General features: G+C 66.9%; 17 protein-coding genes. 9 read left to right on the top strand and 8 right to left on the bottom strand.

Going from position 1 to position 20167, the window contains the following annotated elements; all coding sequences use genetic code 11:
* Positions 1-11 precede the first annotated feature (11 nt).
* The 3 genes from CR156_RS19800 (at position 12) to CR156_RS19790 (ending at position 5427) form a co-directional block, all read left to right on the top strand.
* Complete coding sequence (locus tag CR156_RS19800; RefSeq protein ID WP_100554507.1) at positions 12-2681, top strand: polysaccharide deacetylase family protein; 2670 nt, start codon at positions 12-14, stop codon at positions 2679-2681.
* 3 nt (positions 2682-2684) lie between these two features.
* A complete protein-coding gene (gene mnmE, locus CR156_RS19795) occupies positions 2685-4034 on the top strand; it encodes a tRNA uridine-5-carboxymethylaminomethyl(34) synthesis GTPase MnmE (protein WP_100554269.1) in 1350 nt (449 codons plus the stop codon).
* Between the two features lie 277 nt (positions 4035-4311).
* Positions 4312-5427: a glycerophosphodiester phosphodiesterase gene (locus tag CR156_RS19790; RefSeq protein WP_100554268.1), complete on the top strand. Its 1116-nt coding sequence runs from the start codon at positions 4312-4314 to the stop codon at positions 5425-5427.
* 149 nt (positions 5428-5576) lie between these two features.
* Here CR156_RS19790 and CR156_RS19785 read toward each other — a convergent pair whose 3' ends face one another.
* The gene (locus CR156_RS19785) at positions 5577-6347 is read right to left on the bottom strand and encodes a rhomboid family intramembrane serine protease (RefSeq protein ID WP_100554267.1); all 771 of its coding nucleotides are present in this window, start codon (positions 6345-6347) and stop codon (positions 5577-5579) included.
* A gap of 106 nt (positions 6348-6453) precedes the next feature.
* Entirely contained in the window at positions 6454-7410 is a 957-nt protein-coding gene (locus tag CR156_RS19780; protein WP_025875596.1) for a TerC family protein, read from the bottom strand.
* Positions 7411-7761: 351 nt separating this feature from the next.
* On the opposite strand from CR156_RS19780, the gene CR156_RS19775 reads away from it, so the two are divergent.
* Complete coding sequence (locus CR156_RS19775) at positions 7762-8931, top strand: class I SAM-dependent rRNA methyltransferase (RefSeq protein WP_089241927.1); 1170 nt, start codon at positions 7762-7764, stop codon at positions 8929-8931.
* A 122-nt stretch (positions 8932-9053) separates the two neighbouring features.
* On the top strand, positions 9054-10295 hold the full coding sequence (locus CR156_RS19770; RefSeq protein ID WP_100554266.1) for a dipeptidase: 1242 nt from the start codon (positions 9054-9056) through the stop codon (positions 10293-10295).
* Positions 10296-10365: 70 nt separating this feature from the next.
* Here the strand turns inward: CR156_RS19770 and CR156_RS19765 are convergent, their stop codons facing one another.
* Positions 10366-11793, bottom strand: a complete 1428-nt coding sequence (locus CR156_RS19765; protein ID WP_100554265.1) for an amino acid permease — start codon at positions 11791-11793, stop codon at positions 10366-10368.
* A gap of 175 nt (positions 11794-11968) precedes the next feature.
* Positions 11969-12964 carry an aldo/keto reductase gene (locus CR156_RS19760; RefSeq protein WP_100554264.1) on the bottom strand — a complete coding sequence of 332 codons (996 nt, stop codon included), beginning with the start codon at positions 12962-12964 and terminating at the stop codon, positions 11969-11971.
* Positions 12965-13085: 121 nt separating this feature from the next.
* Between CR156_RS19760 and CR156_RS19755 the strand changes: the two genes are divergently transcribed.
* Positions 13086-13997: a LysR family transcriptional regulator gene (locus CR156_RS19755; protein WP_100554263.1), complete on the top strand. Its 912-nt coding sequence runs from the start codon at positions 13086-13088 to the stop codon at positions 13995-13997.
* Between the two features lie 33 nt (positions 13998-14030).
* Here CR156_RS19755 and CR156_RS19750 read toward each other — a convergent pair whose 3' ends face one another.
* From CR156_RS19750 to CR156_RS19740, 3 genes are read right to left on the bottom strand one after another with little or no spacing between them, the layout of a single operon-like run.
* Positions 14031-14438 (bottom strand): hypothetical protein, encoded by a 408-nt coding sequence (locus tag CR156_RS19750; protein ID WP_165781027.1) that lies wholly within the window; start codon positions 14436-14438, stop codon positions 14031-14033.
* A gap of 35 nt (positions 14439-14473) precedes the next feature.
* Complete coding sequence (gene leuE / locus CR156_RS19745) at positions 14474-15103, bottom strand: leucine efflux protein LeuE (protein ID WP_089241943.1); 630 nt, start codon at positions 15101-15103, stop codon at positions 14474-14476.
* Positions 15104-15115: 12 nt separating this feature from the next.
* Positions 15116-16090, bottom strand: coding sequence for a LysR family transcriptional regulator (locus CR156_RS19740; protein ID WP_100554261.1), 975 nt, complete (start codon positions 16088-16090; stop codon positions 15116-15118).
* Between the two features lie 89 nt (positions 16091-16179).
* Between CR156_RS19740 and CR156_RS19735 the strand changes: the two genes are divergently transcribed.
* The gene (locus tag CR156_RS19735) at positions 16180-17187 is read left to right on the top strand and encodes a zinc-binding alcohol dehydrogenase family protein (protein ID WP_100554260.1); all 1008 of its coding nucleotides are present in this window, start codon (positions 16180-16182) and stop codon (positions 17185-17187) included.
* 276 nt (positions 17188-17463) lie between these two features.
* On the opposite strand, the gene CR156_RS19730 is transcribed toward CR156_RS19735, so the two are convergent.
* A complete protein-coding gene (locus CR156_RS19730) occupies positions 17464-18069 on the bottom strand; it encodes a glutathione S-transferase family protein (RefSeq protein WP_100554259.1) in 606 nt (201 codons plus the stop codon).
* A gap of 55 nt (positions 18070-18124) precedes the next feature.
* Here CR156_RS19730 and rmuC point away from each other — a divergent pair, with 55 nt between their 5' ends.
* Both rmuC and CR156_RS19720 read left to right on the top strand, forming a co-directional pair.
* Positions 18125-19693: a DNA recombination protein RmuC gene (gene rmuC / locus CR156_RS19725; RefSeq protein WP_100554258.1), complete on the top strand. Its 1569-nt coding sequence runs from the start codon at positions 18125-18127 to the stop codon at positions 19691-19693.
* Between the two features lie 60 nt (positions 19694-19753).
* Entirely contained in the window at positions 19754-20155 is a 402-nt protein-coding gene (locus CR156_RS19720) for a hypothetical protein (RefSeq protein WP_100554257.1), read from the top strand.
* The last annotated feature ends 12 nt before the right edge of the window (positions 20156-20167 follow it).

Here is a 20167-nt window from a genome sequence, read left to right as displayed (position 1 = left end):
TCGAGTCCGCCATGCCGCGTGCGCCGTCGTTCCGCCTGTTCCTGCCCAGCCTGCTGCTGACCCTGCTCGTGGCCGGCTGCGGCGACAAGGACGCGCAGGCACCGGCGGCGGTCACCCAGCCGAGCGCACAGGCTGCCGCCGCCGCCGATCCGGCCGCTGCACCGCTGCTGGGCGCATTGCAGAAGCAGCTCGACGGCTATCGCCGGATCATCGTGCTGCTGGCCGACGAGGAACAGCAGTCCGCGGCCGATCGCACCACCTCCACCCGCATCGGCCAGCAGCTGTTCCACGATGGCCTGGAACAGCGCAGCGCCATTGCCGCGCAGTTCGACACGCTGCTGCGCGGTAGCAGCCCGCAGCGCTTCGCTACCCTGGGCACGGTGCTGGATTACATCGAGTCGGCGCCGGAACTGTTCGATGCCGATCGCCTGGCGTTCCGCGAAGTGCTGCGTGATCTGCACGAACGCATCGGCGCTGATTCCTCGTTGCCGGCGGTGAAGCTGCACCAGCGCATCGGCGAAGACCTGGAGGCGCTGGACGAGATCGAGCGCAACTACAACCAGGAACTGACCCGCATCTTCAGCCGCTTCGAGCGCACCCGTGCCATCGAACTGAAGCGCGAGAAGTGGGACGACTACATCGCGCACCTGCACAAGGACTACAGCCGCGAAGCGATCCTGCGCGACTACGGCGTGATCGAGCCGTACCCGATGTCGATGAAGGACAGCGATCGTGAGATCTTCGGCCGCGACCTGCCGCCGAAGACGGTGGTGCTGACCTTCGACGATGGCCCGCACAAGGCCTATACCGACGAAGTGGTGGCCATCCTCAAGCGCTACGACGTACCGGGCGTGTTCTTCGAAGTCGGCCGCAACCTCGGCAAGGTCGAGACCGACGGCAAGGTCAGCCTCGGGCCGATGGCGAAGATCAGCCGCAACCTGATGGAAGAGGGCTACGCCGTCGGCAACCACAGCCTGACCCATGCGCAGCTGTCGCGCACCACCGGCGATGCGCTGCGCCAGCAGGTGCTGGACACCGACACCCTGCTGAAGGACGTCGACAGCAAGCGCGCGCCGCTGTTCCGCTTCCCGTATGGCGCGCGCAACGCCGAAGGCCTGCAGCTGCTCAACGAAGCGGGGCTGAAGTCGATCATGTGGAACATCGATTCGATGGACTGGGCCGACCCGGTGCCTGAGTCGATCGTGCAGCGCGTGCTCGACCAGGTGAACAAGGAGCAGCGCGGCATCATCCTGTTCCATGATATCCACGACCGCGCGGTGAAGGCACTGCCGCAGATCCTGGATCGGCTGATCGCCGACGGCTACCAGTTCGCTGGCTGGAATGGCCGCGACTTCAGCGTCGCCCGCCCGCGCAAGGGCAGCGACCGCGATGCCACCGTCACCACCGGCTATGAAAAATCGTGGGCGATCGTGGTCGGCATCGACAACTATGCCAAGTGGCCGAAGCTGGAGTACGCCAGCCACGACGCGCAGGCGGTGGCCGATACGCTGACCGGGCAGTTCGGCTTCCCGTCCTCGCAGGTGATCGTGCTGAAGAACGAACAGGCCACCCGCAACAACATCCTGGCCGCCTTCCACGACCGGTTGTCCGATGACCGCACCGGCAGGAATGATCGCGTGTTCGTGTTCTTCGCCGGCCATGGCGCGACGCGCCAGCTCGCCTCCGGTCGTGACCTGGGCTACATCATCCCGGTCGATTCGGACCCGAAGGAATTCGCCACCGATGCCATCGCGATGACCGACATCCAGAATATCGCCGAGAGCATGCAGGCCAAGCATGTGATGTTCGTGATGGATGCCTGCTACAGCGGCCTCGGCCTGACCCGCGGCGGTCCGTCCTCGTCGTCGTTCCTGCGCGAGAACGCGCGCCGCAGCGCGCGGCAGATGCTGACCGCCGGTGGTGCCGACCAGCAGGTGGCCGATGCCGGCCCGAACGGACACTCGGTGTTTACCTGGGTGCTGCTGCAGGCATTGGCCGGTAAGGGCGACCTCAATGGCGATGGCCTGATCACCGGTACCGAGCTGGCCGCCTATGTGGCGCCGGCGGTGTCGGCGGTCTCGCACCAGACGCCTGCGTTCGGCAGCCTGCCCGGCTCGCAGGGCGGCGAGTTCGTGTTCCAGGTGCCGGACAGCCAGGAATACCTCAACGCCGACACGCGCCAGCTGACTGCCGATGCGATCGCCCTGAACAACAAGGTTGATGCCGCCCAGGACGCCAAGAACAGTGAGGCGCCAGTGACCGTGGCCGACCTGCAGGGCGGCAAGGCCAAGCTGGTGGTGCCGACGGCCGGACCGGCCTCGGACCGCCAGCGCTCGCAGCAGGCCAACGACCGTGGCCTGCAGCTGTACCGCGAGAAGCGCTACGACGAAGCTGCCGTGCAGTTCGCCGAGGCGTTGAAGCTGCGCCCGGATTTCGCCCAGGCGGCCAACAACCTCGGCTTCGTCTACTACCGCCAGCAACGCTACGCCGAAGCGGCGCGTTGGCTGGAGAACACACTGAAGATCGATCCGTCGCGCGCGGTGGCCCATCTCAACCTGGGCGATGCCTACTTCCACGCGGGCGAGAAGGCCAAGGCGAAGCAGGCCTACACCACCTACCTGGCGCTGCAGCCGCAAGGCAGTGGTGCGGCACAGGCGCGCGCGCAGCTGGAGAAGCTCTGAGCAATGAACGACGCGATCCGTACCGACACCATCGTAGCCATCGCCAGCGCACCCGGTGCGGGAGGCGTCGGCCTGCTGCGCCTGTCAGGCCCGCGCGCCGCAGCCATCGCCAACGCGCTCGGCGCACCGACGCTGCGCCCGCGCCATGCGCACTACGCGCGCCTGCGCGATGCCGACGGTGAGGTAATCGACGATGGCATCGTGCTGTGGTTCCCTGCACCAAACAGCTTCACCGGCGAAGAAGTGGTGGAGCTGCAGGGCCATGGCAGCCCGGTGTTGCTGCAGCAACTGGTTGCACGCTGCATCGCGCTGGGCGCGCGCCAGGCGCGGCCGGGCGAGTTCAGCGAGCGCGCGTTTCTCAACGGCAAGCTCGACCTGGCCCAGGCCGAAGCCATCGCCGATCTGATCGCCGCCGGTGACAACCGCGCCGCACGTGCTGCACGCCGTTCGCTGGATGGTGTGTTCTCGCGTCGTATCGACGCAGTGGTTGAACAGCTGGTGCTGCTGCGCATCCACGTGGAAGCGGCCATCGATTTCGCCGATGAGCCGCTGGACACGCTGGGCGGTGCACAGGTGCGGCGCGGGCTCGAGCAAGCCCGCAGCGACCTGGCCTTGCTGCGTCGTGATGCCGAGCGCGGCCGTCGCCTGCGCGATGGCCTGCATGCCGTGCTGATCGGCCCACCGAATGCCGGCAAGAGTTCACTGTTGAACGCGCTGGCCGGCAGCGAGCGTGCCATCGTCACCGACATCGCCGGCACCACCCGCGACACGCTGCGCGAGACCATCCGGCTGGACGGACTTGAACTGACCCTGGTCGACACCGCCGGCCTGCGCGATGGCGGCGATGCCATCGAACGCGAAGGCATGCGCCGCGCCCACGCGGAGATCGAACGCACCGACCTGGCCCTGATCGTGCTGGATGCGCGCGACCCGGCTGCGGGCGAAGCAGCTATCGGTGATGCGATGAAGGCGGTGCCACACAAGGTGTACATCCACAACAAGTCGGATCTACTGGATGCGATGCCGGTGCTGGACGATGCGGATCGCTTGTTTGTCTCCGCTGCCACCGGCGCGGGACTGGACGACCTGCATGCACGCCTGCGTTCGATCGCCTCGGCCGGCGCGGGGGAGCAGGTGGACGGTGAGTTCTCCGCGCGTACCCGCCACGTGGATGCCATCGAGCGCGCGCAGGAACATGCGCAGCGGGCGGACGGAGAGCTGGTGCACGAGCACCTGGAGCTGGCAGCGGAAGAGCTGCGGCTGGCGCACGATGCGCTGGGTGAAATCACCGGGCAGATGAGTGCCGATGACCTGCTGGGAAGGATTTTCTCCAGTTTCTGCATCGGCAAATAAGGCCGGGTCAGATCCCCGAAGGGGCTCTGATCCCCGACATCGATCAATCGCACGGCTCACGCTCTGGTAGATGCCAACCTTGGTTGGCACCGGGCATCCGGGGCCATGGAACCCCAAGAGCAGAGCGCCGACCAAGGTCGGCGACTACCGGATCTTGGAGATCCGTATCTGGCAGATTGGGGTCGGAGCCCCTTCAGGGATCCGACCCCGGCTCCCCCAACCTGTCACATTCCCGCCGCATACTGACGCCCATCACAAACCGCTTGGGGAAGTCGCAGTGAAGTCGTGGGGTCGTGCGTTGCTGTTGTCGCTGGCCGTGGCACCATCGGTGGCCATGAGTGCTGAATCCACCCCTCCGGCCGCGCCCAAGGTGTCGGTCTACGGTCATCGCGGCGCAAGCGCGCTGCTGCCCGAGCACACCTTGGCGGCCTATGCGCAGGCCATCGCCGACGGTGCCGATTACATCGAACCGGACCTGGTGATGACCAAGGACGGGGTGATGGTGGCCCGCCACGAGAACGAGATCGGTGGCACCACCGATGTGGCCGAGCACAAGGAATTCGCCAAGCGGAAGACCCGCAAGGTCATCGATGGGCAGACGGTCGAAGGCTGGTTCACCGAAGACTTCACCCTGGCCGAGCTGAAGACCCTGTACGCCCGCGAGCGCCTGCCGGAGTTCCGCAGCACCGCCTATGACGGCCAGTTCCGCATCGCCAGCCTGGACGAGATCCTGGCGTTCCTGGTCCAGCAGGCAGGTCGTGCCAACCGTGGCATCGGCCTGGTGCCGGAGATCAAGCACCCGACCTATTTCCAGTCGATCGGCCTGCCGATGGAAGACAAGGTGCTGGCTGCGCTGCGTGGCAACGCCTATACCAACGTAGGCCCGGTCACCATCCAGTCGTTCGAGACCGCCAACCTGCGTTACCTGCGCGGCAAGATCCCGCGTGGCAGCAACATCCGCCTGCTGCAGCTGCTGTGGAAGGGCGATACCCAGCCGGCCGACATCGCCAAGGCCGGCGGCGCGCTGACCTATGCGCAGATGATGACCCCGGCGGGTCTGAAGGACGTCGCGGCCTATGCCGATGGCATCGGCCCGGAGCTGCGCTCGATCATCCCGCTGGATGCCAACGGTGCGCTGGGCACGCCGACGTCGCTGGTGCGCGATGCGCACGCGGTGGGTCTGATGGTGATCCCGTATACGTTCCGCCCGGAGAACCACTTCCAGGCCAGCAACCTGCGCAAGGGTGCCGACAACGCGCGCAATGCGGAAGGGTCGATCGCCGAGATGCGCGCCTATCTGGCGACCGGCATCGATGCGTTCTTCACCGATGACCCGGCGCTCGGCCGGCAGGCGGTGGATGGAATGGGCGCGGCGGGAAACGCGGCGGATTGATGCGCCGGTGGTAGGTGCCAACCTTGGTTGGCACGCGGTCGCTGCGGGGGCATGAACGCCGGAGGCAGGAGCGCCGACCAAGGTCGGCGGCCACCGGGTCATCGGTGATCGGGGGCAGAGCCCCTTCGGGGATCCGACCCCGTCACAGCTCAAACGCGCGGGTCTTCCGGCCGGCGGAACGGGACAACCACATAGTCCTGCCCTTCGCGCGGCTGCCACAGTACCGGCACGCGCTGCGGCGACGGCGGCTCGAGTTCGTCGTCGGCCAGCGGCTCGATCTCTTCTTCCTCGTCTTCCCAGCTGTAACGCGGGCGCGGTGGCAAGGGATCGGCGTTGCGGAACAGCAGCGCAGCGATGATGCCGGCGAAGGCACCGCCCATGTGCGACTGCCAGGACACGCCGTCGGCGTGCGGCAGCACGGTCATCAGCATGCCGCCGTAGAACAGCATGCCGATCAACCCGGTGGCGATGGCCGCGCGGTCGCGGCGCAGCAGGCCGAGGCTGGCCAGCAGGAACATCAGGCCGTGGGTGACGCCACTGGCGCCGAGATGGAAGCTGCCGGGGTTGCCCAGCATCCACGCACCGATGCCCGAACCGACCCAGAGCAGGGGCAGGGCACGTAGCGTGGCCTTGGGATAGACGCTGCCGGCGAGGGTGCCGAGGATCAGGATCGCGGCGCTGTTGGCGGCGATGTGTTCGATCGATGCATGCAGCAGCGGTCCGCCGATCAGGCCGAGCAGTCCCTTGGCTTCCAGCGGTGCCACGGCCCAGGGTCGCCAGTCGAAATGGTCCTGCAGGGCGAACACGGCCACCAGCACCAGCACGGCGGCCAGGCTGGCATTGAAGGCGCGCAGGATGCGCGTGCGGTCGTTGCGGTCGGCCGGCGCGTCGCCGGCGGGCAGGGGCGCGTTCGTGTTCATACCCTCAGCAATGGCGGTGGCCGGCGCGAAACCAAGGCCACCGCTGCGGGAGAGTGGGTGCGGCCGGCGGGACAATCCACCGGCCGCATCCTTCAATCCGCCTGGATCAGGCGCCGCCTTCCTTCGGCGGATTCTTCAGGCTCAGCACCACCGTGGCAGCGATGATCACCGCGACCACGCCCAGCGAGATCGGGGTCGGGATCTTGAACAGGTCGATGATCATCATCTTGATGCCGATGAAGGCCAGCACCAGGGCCAGGCCGTACGGCAGCAGGTGGAAGCGGTCGGCCATGCCGGCCAGCAGGAAGAACATCGCACGCAGGCCGAGCACCGCGAACACGTTGGAGGTCAGCACGATGAATGGGTCGGTGGTGATCGCGAAGATCGCCGGGATGCTGTCCACCGCGAAGATCACGTCGGTCACTGCGATCAGGATCAGCACCGCGAACAGCGGGGTGAACCAGCGCACGCCGTCGCGCTTGACGCTCATCGCGTTGCCTTCGTAGTCCGGCAGCAGGCGCAGGTGCTTGCGCATCCAGCGCAGGGCCGGGTTGGCTTCCAGGTCAGGCTCCTGGCCCGCGGCGAACCACATCTTCCAGCCGGTGAAGAGCAGGAAGGCGCCGAACACGTAGAGCAGCCAATGGAACTGGGTGATCAGCACGCTGCCTGCGAAGATCATGATCGTACGCAGCACGATCGCACCCAGGATGCCGATGATCAGCACCTTCTGGCGCTGTTCCTCCGGCACCGCGAAGTAGCTCATGATCATCAGGAAGACGAAGATGTTGTCCACCGCCAGCGCCTTCTCGACCAGGTAGCCGGTCAGGAACTCCAGGCCGACCTTGTTGGCCACGACCTGGCCGGCCGTCTCGTTCAGGTAGAACCAGAGGCCGCCGTTGAAGGCCAGGGCCAGCGCGACCCAGCCGATGGACCACCACAGGGCCTCCTTGAAGGTGACCTTGTGCGGGCCACCATGGCGCATCAATACGAGGTCGACCAGCAGGGCGATGACCACCACCGCTGCGAAGCCGCCCCACAACCACAAATTACCGATCGTCTGCATGGGTTTGTCCGTTGGGAAAATGAAAAATGCCTCAAGCCGGACGGCGAGGATCTGCAACGGAGGATCGGGAGGGGATCCAGGGACAGAGCTTCGCCAGTACGGCGAAGGTCTCGCTCGCAGTTCCGATGGGCCGGAACTGCCGTTGCACCGGAGCCTGCGGGCTCGAATTGACGGCGACAACGTCTGGGAGCTACTCCCCTTCTGCCGCCGATTCTGCGGCCTGGCCGGGCCGGCGTCAAATGCCCTGGGGCCGGGACCAGCTCTGGTAGGTGCCAACCTTGGTTGGCACACCGGCCCGGGGTCAGCGCCCCTGTGGGGATCTGACCCCGGCGCCCGGTTTACAATAGGTGGATGAATACCCCCCTTCCCGTTGTCCGCCTCAAGAACGCGTGGCGTTCCAGCCACCCGTGGATCTTCCAGAAACTGGTCGAGAAGCCGACCGTCCGGCCCAAGCCCGGCTCCCTCGTCGACGTCGTCGGCGTGGATGGCGAGTTCATCGGCCGTGGCTTCTACAACGGGCATTCGCGTATTGCCGTACGCATCCTTGAAACCGACCCGCAGATCCCGGTGGACGCGGGCTGGTTCTCGCGCAAGATCGCCCAGGCGGTGTCGCTGCGTCGTGAGGTGCTGAAGCTTGATGCGGTGTCCGACGCCTGGCGCGTGGTACACAGTGAAGGCGACGGCCTGTCCGGCCTGGTAGTGGACCGTTACAACGACCTGGTGGTGGTGGAGTTCTTCGCCGCCGGCATGTTCCGCCACCGCGAGTGGATCTACGACGCCCTGCGTGAACAGTTCCCGGGCTGCCGCTTCCACAGCTTCGCCGACGAGCACGTGCAGAAGCAGGAAAGCTTCGATTTCCATGGCAACACCACCACCGAAGCGTCGGTGATCACCGAGTACGGCATCAAGTTCCGCGCCGACCCGGCCGGTGCGCACAAGACCGGTTTCTTCGCTGACCAGCGCGAGAACCGTGAGTGGCTGAGCCAGCAGGTGGAAGGCAAGAGCGTGCTCGACCTGTGCTGCAACACCGGCGGTTTCGCCGTGTATGCGGCCGCGCGCGGTGCATCGGAAGTGGTCGGCATCGACATCGATGAAGACGTCATCCAGATCGCCAAGGGCAATTCGCGTCTGAACAACGTGCGCCCGAAGTTCGTCCAGTCCGACATCTTCCCGTGGCTGCGTGATGCGGCCAACCGCGGCGAGAAGTACGACGTGGTGATCCTGGACCCGGCGAAGATGACCCGCGACCGTGAGCAGGTGATCACCGCGCTGAAGAAGTACCTGGACATGAACAAGCTGGCGCTTGGCGTGGTCAAGCCCGGTGGCCTGTTCGCCACGTTCTCCTGCACCGGCTTGGTGGCCGAGGACCAGTTCCTGGACATGTTGCGTCGTGCAGCGTACTTCTCTGGCCGCACCATCCAGATCCTGAAGGTGGCCGGCGCCGGTCCGGACCATCCGTTCATGGCCCACGTGCAGGAATCGCGTTACCTGAAGGCCGTGTTCTGCCGCGTGGTGGACTGAGCTGCGGAACACGTCACGCCGGACACGGGCCGGCAACCTGTAGCGCCGGGCCTACGCTCGGCTCTACAAAAGCGTGGACAGCAGCGCTATGGTCGGGCTCTTCCCTCTGCTGGTGAGAGCCCATGCCTTCGTTGAGTCGCCTGTCCCTGCTGCTCGCCCTGGCGCTGAGTGCGCCGCTGTCCGCCCATGCCGTCGACTTCAGCGCGCAGGAGCTGGCCCGGGCCAAGGCACTGCAGCAGCGCCTGCTGACCCTGGACAGCCATCTGGATACGCCGGCCAACTTCGGCCGCGACGGCTTCGACATCGAGCAGCGGCACGACCGCAATGCGCTCTCGCAGGTGGATTACCCGCGCATGGTCGAAGGCGCACTTGATGGCGGGTTCTGGGCGATCTACACCGACCAGGGCGATCGCACTGCCGCTGCGCATCCGGCCGAACGCGATCACGGCCTGCAGCGCTTGCTGGAGATCCGGCAGATGCTGGCCGCCAACCCCGAGCGCTTCGCGTTGGCGCTGACGGCCGATGACGCAGCGCGCATCAAGGCCGCTGGCAAGCGCGTGGTCTACATCAGCATGGAGAACGCCAGCCCGTTGGTGGCCGATCCCAGCCTGCTGTCGTTCTATCACCGTGCGGGCCTGCGCCTGCTCAGCACCGTGCACTTCGCCAACAACGAGTTCGCCGATTCGGCCACCGATCCCAAGGGCGCGGAGTGGAAAGGCCTGAGCCCGGCCGGTAAGGACCTGGTGCGCTCCGCGGTGAAGCTGGGCATCGTCATCGACCAGTCGCACGCCTCCGATGCCGTGTTCGACGATCTGCTGGCGATGATGCCGGTGCCGTTCGTGCTGTCGCACAGCTCGGCCAAGGCGATCTATGACCACCCACGCAACCTCGACGACGCACGCCTGCGCAAGCTGGCCAAGGCGGGCGGCGTGATCCAGGTGAACGCGTATGGCGGCTACCTGATCGACACCGCCAAGTCGCCCGAGCGCAAGCAGGCCGAAGAAGCCCTGAGCAAGCAGTTGGGGGGCTGGGAAGGCATGACCATCGAACAGGGCGTGGCGCTGCAGAAGGCCGAACAGGCACTGGACCACGAACACCCGGTGCGCCACGCCAGCCTGGACGACTTCTTCGCCCACTTCGAACACATCCTCAAGGTCGTCGGTCCCGAGCACGTCGGCATTGGCCTGGACTGGGATGGCGGCGGTGGCCTGAGCGACCTGCCCGATGTCAGCCAGCTGCCGAAGATCACCGCGTGGCTGTTGCGCAAGGGCTACACCGAGCAGCAGATCGCCGCCATCTGGGGCGGCAACCTGCTGCGGGTGATGCGCCAGGCGCAGGACTACGCGGCAAAGCAGGGCGGCTAGCCGCCCTGCGGTAGTGCCGGCCGCTGGCCGGCAATCCCCAAAGACCGCCGGGCATGGCCCGGCGCTACCTTTACCGGCCGATCAGCGCATTGCGGCGGCTGTAGGCGAAGTACAGCACCAGGCCGACCACGTTCCACGCCAGGAAGTACAGCTGGGTGGTGTGCGGCAGGCTGATGAACAGATAGATGCAGCCCAGCGCCGCCAGCGGGCCGACGATGAAGGCGAACGGCGTGCGGAAGGTACGTTCGCGGTTCGGCTCACGCACGCGCAGCACCACCAGGCAGATGCCAACGGCGGTGAACGCAGCCAGGGTGCCGGCATTGGCCAGTGCGGCGATCTCGTCCAGGCGCGCCACACCTGCCAGCGCCGACACCACCACGGCGGTGAACAGCGTGGTCGCCACCGGCGTGCCGGTACGTGCGTTGACCTTGGACAGGCCACGCGGCAGCAGACCATCGCGACTCATCACGAAGAAGATGCGGCTCTGGCCATACAGGAAGGCCAGCAGCACGGTCGGCAGGGCGATGATGGCGATCACGCCGATCAGCATCGCGGCGGTTGGCTGGCCCAGCTGGCGCATGATCAGTGCCAGCGGCTCGGCACTCTGGCCGAACACGGTGTAGCTCATCGCACCGATCGCGGCCAGCGCCACCAGCACGTACACGATGGTGCAGCCGACCATCGAGCCGATGATGCCGATGGACAGGTCGCGCGCCGGGTTCTTGGTTTCTTCGGCGGCGGTGGAGATCGCATCGAAGCCGTAGAACGCGAAGAAGATGATTGCCGCTGCGGCCATCACGCCGCGCTCGACGCCATCCGGCCCCAGCGTCTTGGCGAAGCCGTAGGGCATGAACGGCTGCAGGTTGTTGGTATCGAACGCCGGCAGGGCCACCGCCACGAAGATGGCCAGCGCGATCAGCTTGAACACGACCAGGATCGCGTTGAGGGTGGCGCTCTCCTTGGTACCGGCCATCAGCATCAGTGCCACCAGCCAGGTGATGACGATGGCGGGCAGGTTGATCATGCCGCCATCGACGTGCGGGCCCGCCGCGAGCATGGCCGGCAGGCGCAGGTCCCAGCCGAACTGGGTATGCACCCATTCCAGGAAGCCGACGAAATAGCCCGACCAGCCGACCGCCACGGTACTCACCACCAGCGAGTATTCCAGGATCAGGCTCCAGCCCACCACCCAGGCGAAGACCTCGCCCAGCGCGCTGTAGCTGTAGGTATAGGCGCTGCCGGCAGCCGGCATCATCGTGGACAGTTCGGCGTAGGCCAATGCAGCGCAGGCACACACCGCGCCGGCGATGGCGAAGGAGATCAGCACAGCGGGGCCGGCGCGGTCGGCACCGACGCCGATCAGGGTGTAGATGCCGGTGCCGACGATGGCGCCGATGCCGAGCGCGATCAGGTGCGGCCAGCTGAGGGTCGGGACCAGGCGCCGGCCGGCTTCATGGACGGTGACGGAATCTAGGGACTTGCGCCGGAGCAGGGACATGCAGGCCTCGGAAGGGGTGACTGAGAACGACAAGTTCCCGAGTGTGACCGAACGCAGCGCAGCATTGCCACTGACGGGGGTCATGCATGGCGTGGCGCGCGCTGCGCCCCGGCCAGGCTGCCGGAATCGGCACAATCCGGCGGCAGCCACCGGTGTGCGTTCGTCCCGGCTGCTCCTACGACTCGATGTTGGCCATGCCACTGACCGAATAGCGTTCACCCGCAGCGGCATGCAGCGGGAAGGCGACATCCAGTGCGTCCAGCGTGGCCGCATCCAGTTCCACTTGCAGCGCACCGAGGTTCTCGTCCAGCCGTGCCAGTCGCGTCGTGCCCGGGATCGGTACGATGTGCTCGCCGCGCGACAGCACCCAGGCCAGCGCCAGCTGCGAGGCGGCGATGCCGCGTTCGGCGGCCAGCGCCTGCACGGTGTCCACCAGCGCCAGGTTGCGCTGGAAGTTTTCGCCTTCGAAGCGGGGCGAGGTACGCCGGTAATCATCGGCGTCGAAGTCATCCGGGCTGCGGATGGCGCCGGTCAGGAAGCCACGGCCCAGCGGCGAATATGGCACGAAGCCGATGCCCAGTTCCGCCGTGGCGGCCAGCACTCCGTTCTGCTCCGGCTCGCGCGACCACAGCGAGTACTCGCTCTGCACCGCAGTGATCGGGTGCACCGCATGGGCGCGGCGGAGCGTAGCCGCCGAGGCCTCGGACAGGCCCAGCCAGCGCACCTTGCCCTGTTCCACCAGGCGCGCCATCGCACCTACGGTGTCCTCGATCGGCACGGTCGGGTCGACGCGGTGCTGGTAGTACAGGTCGATGTGGTCCACGCCCAGGCGGCGCAGGCTGGCCTCGCAGGCGGCCTGCACATAGTCCGGGCGGCCGTTGACCTGGCGCCCCTTTGGGTCAGCCGGGTCCAGGCCGATACCGAACTTGCTGGCCAGGAACACTTGGTTGCGGCGCCCGGCAATCGCGTGGCCGACCAGCACCTCGTTGGTGTGCGGGCCATACACATCGGCGGTGTCGAGCATGGTTACGCCACGGTCCAGCGCGTGCCGGATGACGGCAATGCCGTCATCGTCACTGCCGCGGCCGCCGTAGTAGGCACTCATGCCCATGCAGCCGAGGCCGAGGGCGGACACGGTGGGGCCGGCGGGGCCGAGAGTACGGGTCTTCATGCGGATCTCCTTGGGGAAGGCGCCACGCCTGGATGGGCAGTGGCGAGGGGCACAGCATCCTCCACGCCATCATGTGGATAAACTGCGTGCCAACGGACTTACCTTGAAGGTTGGCTTCACAATGGATGCCTCCGCGCCCCTCACTGCCGTGGTCGCCTTTGTCCGCGTGGCCGAACATGCCAGCTTCACCCGCGCCGCCAACGCGCTGGGCGTGTCGACCTCGGCGCTGTCGCAGAGCGTGCGTGCGCTGGAAGCGCGGATGGGCGTGCGCCTGCTGCAGCGGACCACGCGGCGGGTGAGCCTGACCGAACACGGCGCGCGTTTCCTGCAGCGCGTGCGCGGAGGCCTGGACCAGATCGACCAGGCATTTGCCGAACTGGACAGCGCGCGCTCGGTGCCTGCCGGGCGGCTGCGCGTGACCCTGCCGCGCATCGTCGCCGATCGCATGGTGCTGCCGCGGCTGCCCGACTTCCTTGCGCGTTACCCGCAGGTGCAGGTGGAACTGTGCGTCGACCCAGCGCTGACCGATCTGGTGGCCGAGGGCTTCGACGCCGGCATCCGCCTGGGCGAATCACTCGCACAGGGCATGATCGCGGTGCCGGTCGGGCCACCCGAGCGGCAGGTGGTGGTGGCTACGCCGGTCTATTTCGAACGCCATGGCGTGCCGCAGACCCCGCATGACCTGCAGGGCCACGCCTGCATCGTGCACCGCCTGGCCAATGGCCGGCTGATGCCCTGGGAGTTCAGCCGCGAAGGCCACGACCTGGACGTGGAAGTGAGCGGGCGGCTGGCGTTCAACGATGCCGGTGTCGCCCATCACGCCGTGCTGGCGGGGCTGGGCATGGCCCAGGGTTTCGCCTCGCTGATGGCCGACGACATCGCCGCTGGGCGACTGCAGAGTGTGCTGCAGGACTGGCAGCCGCCGTTCCCCGGCTTCCACCTGTACTACCCCGCGCGCGAGCAGATGGCGCCCAAGCTGCGGGTGTTCATCGATCACCTGCGCGAGGGAATGCATGATTCGCAGCCCTGGTAGGCGCCAACCCTGGTTGGCGGCCGTCGCGTCGGCTCAGTCGAGCCCACTCGACGCGACGGTCAGCGGCTCGACGCCCGCCCAATGGCAGCCATCTTCCTGCCACGCCTCGACGTCCTCATTGAACTCGGTGCGTCGCCCGTCGCGGGCGCGCTCGTAGCTGAAACCGTAGACGCGCGCGCCCTGCGTGGTCAGGTAGTAGCGCCCATTGAGGCGGCCACCGATGCGTTCTTCCCAGACGCTGTCGAACTGGTACGGGCGGTCCTCGTCCAGCACCGTCGTTTCCTGCGACGCCCGTTGCACCTGCAGGCGGCCGCGTTGCCCGGCGTACTGCACCTCGGCGCTGCCATCGTCCAGCCAGCGCCACAGCAGGTGGATGCCGTCGTTGCGGCCCCCGGTGAGGCAGCGATGGTCCTGTGCGCTGGCCGCTGCGGTGCCGGCCATGAGCCCGATGAACACCAGCGCCAGCCGCCGCCGGATCACCCGTTCAGGCCCAGGCGGATGCCGAATCCGACCAGGAACAGGCCGGCCACACGCCGCAGCGCATCGCTGACCCGCGGGTGCTGGATCAACCGACGGCGGGCCAGGTTGCCGACCCAGATCAGCAGCGAGCAGTAGGCGATGCTGACCACGAAGATGATTCCGGCCAGCGCCGCGAAGGTGGCCATGCCCTGATGGGCTTTGGGGTCGATGAACAACGGCAGGAACGCCATGTAGAACAGGATCGCCTTCGGATTGAGCAGGCTGACCAGGATCGCCTGGTGGAAGTAGCGGCCTGGCTGCATGCGCACCGGGCCGACCTCGGCACCGTCACCCTTGGGCGTGCGCAGCAGGCTGATGCCTACCCACACCAGGTACGCCGCGCCGAGATACTGCACGGCATGGAACACCGTCGGATTGGCCTTCAGCAGCGCGGCCACGCCGGCCAATGCCAGCCACATCAGGATCTGGTCGCCGACCAGCAGGCCGGCCAGCGCCGTGTAGCCGCCGCGTACACCGCCACGACCAGTGGCGGTCAGCAGGGTGAAGGTGCCCGGCCCGGGCAGGGCCAGAAACACCAGCACAGCGAGCAGGAAGGTCCACAGGTCCTGGATGCCCATCCACGGCATGGCGCGATTCTCTTACAACGGGGGAGCACCATTGTCGGCCAGCGGCGTTGCAGGCGACAGGGGCAGGCCGTCATGGCCGGGCATCGCGGACAGCAGCGGTTGCAGGTACTGGCGCAGCTGCGCGTGCAGTTGCCGCACCGCCGGTGAGAACTGCTTGCGGTGCGGACACACCAGCTGCAGGGGGATGTGGCTGCCGATGCCATCCAGCAGCACCTGCAGGCGTCCACCCAGCACGTCGTCGCGCACGTCCAGCCAGGATTTGTAGGTGATGCCCTCGCCGGCGACCGCCCAACGCCGCACCACGTCAGCGTCGTCGCAGACCAATGGCCCGCGCACCGGGATCACTACGCGGCGCCCCTCCAGCTCGAATGACCAGCGATCGTAGGCACGCCCTCCGAGCTGGTAGACAAGGCAATCGTGTTCACGCAGATCGTCCAGCCGGGTCGGCGTGCCACGCCGCCGCAGGTACTCCGGCGATGCGGCCAGCACGCGCCGGTTGCCTTCCAGCAACGGCAGGGCAACGTAGCTGGCATCGTCGAAGTGGCCAATGCGGATCGCCACGTCGACCGGGTCGCGGAACACGTCGGCCACTTCATCGGACAGGCGCAGGTGCAGGCGCAGCCGTGGATGTGCGGCACGGAACGCGGTCAGCCACGGCAGCAGCAGGTTGCGGCCGAAGTCCGAGGGCGCCGACAACTGCAGGGTGCCATGCAGTTCGGCATCCTCGCCCTGCACCCGCGCCTGGCCTTCGCGCAGGGTGGTCAGAACGTCCTGTGCGTAGGGCAGGTACAGCGCGCCTTCGGCGGTCAGCCGCAGGCTGCGGGTGGTACGCACGAACAGGCGCAGGTCCAGCTCGCGCTCCAGCCGCGCCACCGCCGCGGCCACCTGGCCCGGCAGCAGATCGGCCTCGCGTGCGGCCTGCGAGAAGCTGCCCAGCGCAGCGGTACGGACGAACAGCTGCAGATCGTCGAAACGGACCATTTTCATTGCTGCAGTGAAAGTGTTGACCGATTCTGCGCCTTTCTGCCCCCCTGCGCACGGCGCACGCTGTGGCCTCTCCTCATTGGATCTCCCCCATGCGCGCCATTGCCTACACCCATGCCGGCCTGCCGATCGACGACCCGCAGGCCCTGATCGACCTCGACCTGCCCCTGCCGCAGCCGGGCCCACGCGACCTGCGGGTGGCGGTGCGCGCGGTGGCGGTGAACCCGGTCGACACCAAGGTGCGACGCGGCGCTGCCACCGACGGCCCACGCGTGCTGGGGTGGGACGCGGTTGGTGTGGTCGATGCGATCGGTAGCGAGGTGACCCTGTTCCAGCCCGGCGACGCGGTGTACTACGCCGGTGTGATCGATCGCCCGGGCAGCAATGCCGAATACCAGCTGGTGGACGAGCGCAGCGTTGGCCGCAAGCCGACCAGCCTGGACGATGCCGCGGCGGCGGCGCTGCCGCTGACCGCGATCACCGCGTGGGAACTGTTGTTCGACCGCCTGCGCATCGCCGAAGGCGGTGGTGACGGCCAGACCCTGCTGGTGATCGGGGCAGCGGGCGGCGTGGGTTCGATCCTTGTGCAGTTGGCGCGTCGGCTGACCAAGCTGACGGTGATCGGCACCGCCTCGCGCCCGGAGACCCAGGACTGGGTGCAGGCGATGGGCGCGCACCATGTGATCGACCACACCCGGCCGCTGGCCGAGGGCCTGACCCGGCTGGGCATCACCGAGGTGGACCACGTGGCCAGCCTGACCCACACCGACCAGCACTATGCGCAGATCGTCGAGCTGCTGGCGCCGCAGGGGCAGCTGGGGCTGATCGATGATCCGGGCCAGATCGATGTGATGGCGCTCAAGCGCAAGGCGCTGTCGCTGCACTGGGAATCGATGTTCACCCGGCCGCTGTACAAGACCGCGGACATGCAGCGTCAGCACGAACTACTGAACCGGGTGGCCGAACTGGTCGATGCCGGTGTGCTGCAGACCACGCTGGGTGAGCACTTCGGGCGCATCGACGCGGCCAACCTGCGGCGTGCTCATGCGCTGCTGGAGAGCCATCGGGCGAAGGGAAAGATCGTGTTGGAAGGCTGGTAAGTGTTCGGGCCAACCGGAGACAAGAAACCCGAAGCGATCCTTCTGACCTTCATCCACGCATGGCGTGGATCTACTGCAGATCGCGGAAGTCCGTGAAAGGCGGGGTGGCATGGGTTTGCGGGACCGCAGGCGCCATGGATGGCGCCTACGAGCCCCCATGGATGGGTTTACGGCGTGTCCTGCAAATCCATGCCACCCCGCCATCCCACCGAATGCTGCCTTTCGATGTTGACGTTGCCTCTGCAGGTGCAGGGCGCAGCCCTGCCGGAAACTCCCTTACGCCACGCCGTTGTCCACATGTTTAGCGAAGCCCGGGCGGGGGCGCAGGCGCTCGAACCAGGCTTCCACGTGGGGCAGCGCCGGTTTGTTTCCCGGTGTGCTGCGCCAGCGCTGGGTGGACAGGCCGAGCACGATGTCGGCCAGGGTGAAGGTGTTGCCCACCACGTAGCCATCGGTCGTCGCCAGCTGTGCATCGAGCAGTGTCATCAGATGATTCCAGTGCGTCAGGCTGGCCTCCGCGCGCGCGTCGTCCGCGAAGTCGGGGTGCTGGCGCACGCGGGCCATGAACACGTGGCGCCAGGCGCTGTTGAGGTCGGTGGCCTGCCAGTCCATCCACTGCTCGACCTTGGCGCGGCCCTGTGCCGTGGCGGGCAGCAGGTCATCGCGGCCCTGGCGTGCGGCCAGGTAGCGGCAGATGCTGTTGGACTCCCACAGCACGAAGTCGCCGTCGCGTAGCGCCGGCACCTGCCGGCTCGGATTCAGCGTGGCCAGCAGGTCCGGCGCGGGGGTTGGTTCATGCGTAAGCGGGAGATCGAGTTCGGCGCACAGCCACAGCACTTTGCGCACGTTGATCGAGGTGGGCTTTCCGTAGAGAACAAGCATGGGCGGGTCCGATGTGGTCCGACCAAGGCTAGCGCAGCGGGGCTACACTGGTCGCATGAACATCGAAGTCCTCATGATTGTCGCCGTGGTGCTGCTGCTGGCGACGTTGCTGGTGCTGGTACTGCTGTGGCGTCGGGCATCCAACAGCGCCCCCGCTGCTGAAGCACAGCAGCAGCTGGTTACCGAACGCGAGCAGCATCGCCTGGCCCTGGTTGACGCCGGTCAACTGCGAGGTCGGCTGGAAGCGTTGCTGGCAGAGCTGGAAAGCGAGCGTGGCCGAAGCCTGCAGCACGCCCAGCTCGTCACTACCCTGACCGCACGCGTGGAGCGGGAGGCCGCGTTGGCGTCCAGTCGTGAAGCGATGTTGGCCGAGCGCGAAGCTGCCCTGGCGCAGGTACGGGCCGGTCTGGCCGAGTCCAGCAAGGAGCTGCAACACGCGCAGCAGCGCTACCAGCAGCTGCATGGCGAACATGCTCGCGCGCTGGCCAACCTGCAGCATTCCGAACGCGCCAGTGCCGAGCTGCGCAGCTATCTGGATACTGCCAAGGAAAAGCTCTCCGGCGCCTTCGCCGAACTGGCGGGCAAGGTGTTCGACGAACGCGGACAACAGTTCGAAAAGAACGTGCGCCAGGCAACGGTGCAGTCGCGCGCGGATATCGAAGGGCTGCTCAAACCCTTTGCCGACAGGCTGGGGGATTTCCGCAACCGGGTCGACACGCTGTACGGGGAAGAGGCGAGGCAGCGTGCCAGCCTGCTTGGCGCGGTGGGTGAACTGAAGACGCTCAACCAGGACATGGCTGCACAGGCCTCGGCGCTGACCAATGCGCTGAAAGGCAGCGCCAAGGTGCGCGGTGACTGGGGCGAGCTGATGCTCGACAACGTGCTGCGTGGCTCAGGCCTGGAGGAGGGCGTTCACTACCAGCGGCAGAAGCACGCCGTGGATGATGAGGGCGCGCGCCTGCGGCCGGACGTGGTGGTGCAGTTCCCCGATGAGCGCAGCGTGGTGATCGACAGCAAGGTCAACCTGATCGCCTGGCAGGAGGCGATGAATGCCGCCACGCCGGAACAGTCCGAAGATGCATTGCGCCGCCATGCGGTGGCGCTGCGCCAGCACGTCAAGGATCTGGGCGAAAAGAACTATCCGAAGGCTCTTGGCAGCGAGACCCTGGATATCACCATCGCTTTCGTTCCCATCGAAGGCGCGCTGTCGGCGGCGCTGGGCGCGGATGGTGCACTGCAGGCGTATGCCTTCGACAACCGCGTGGTGTTCGCTTCGCCCAATACGCTGATGGCCCTGTTGAGGGTGGCCGAGCGACTGTGGACACGTGACAAGGTGCAGAAGCAGGCATTGAAGATCAGTGAAGCCGGTGGACTGGTGCTGGACGCCCTGACTGGATTCCTGCAGGACTTCAATGCCATGGGCAAGAAGCTTGATGATGCAGGAAAGGCTTACGCCGACGCACGCAACCGCTTGATCGATTCGCCGCAGTCGGCCATCAGCCGTGCCCGCCGGCTTGCCGAACTGGGCAGCAAGTCAAAGCGCGCGTTGCCCCCTGAGCTGACCCCCGATCCGATGCAGCAGTTGACCTCCACCGACGGAGAGGACGACGGCAACGCCGGCTGACACGCCACCTGCATGGGCGGGTGCGTATGCTGGCGCCGTCCACACCCTTCAGGTACCGCCATGCGCCTCCGATTCCTTGCCAGCTTTGCCCTGGGCGCGCTGCTTGCCGCCTGCAGCAGTGCGCCACCGGCCAGCGAAGATGCAGGCACGGCATCCACGGCGGCCGACAGCCCCGAAGCTGCTGCAGCCTATGAAGAAGCACGCGATGTGGACTGCCGCGCAGCGGGCGGTACGCTGCAGCCGTTGGGCCGCCTGCAACGGGTGCAGTGCGTGATTCCCTATGCCGACGCTGGCAGGTCGTGCGGCAACAAGAGCGACTGCAGCGGACAGTGCCTGGCCACGGGAGAGGTCGCTGCCGGCGTTGTGGCGACCGGCACCTGCCAGCGTGATGTCAGCCAGAACTTCGGCTGCCGCCAGCGCATCGACGGTGGCAAGGCGCAGGGCACGATCTGCGTGGATTGAGGATGTCCTGTA

The sequence above is a fragment of the Stenotrophomonas lactitubi genome (genome assembly GCF_002803515.1).
In the GTDB taxonomy this organism is placed as follows: domain Bacteria; phylum Pseudomonadota; class Gammaproteobacteria; order Xanthomonadales; family Xanthomonadaceae; genus Stenotrophomonas; species Stenotrophomonas lactitubi.
Note: the sequence above shows the minus strand (reverse complement) of the source record. Positions and strands in the feature narration are given on the sequence as shown.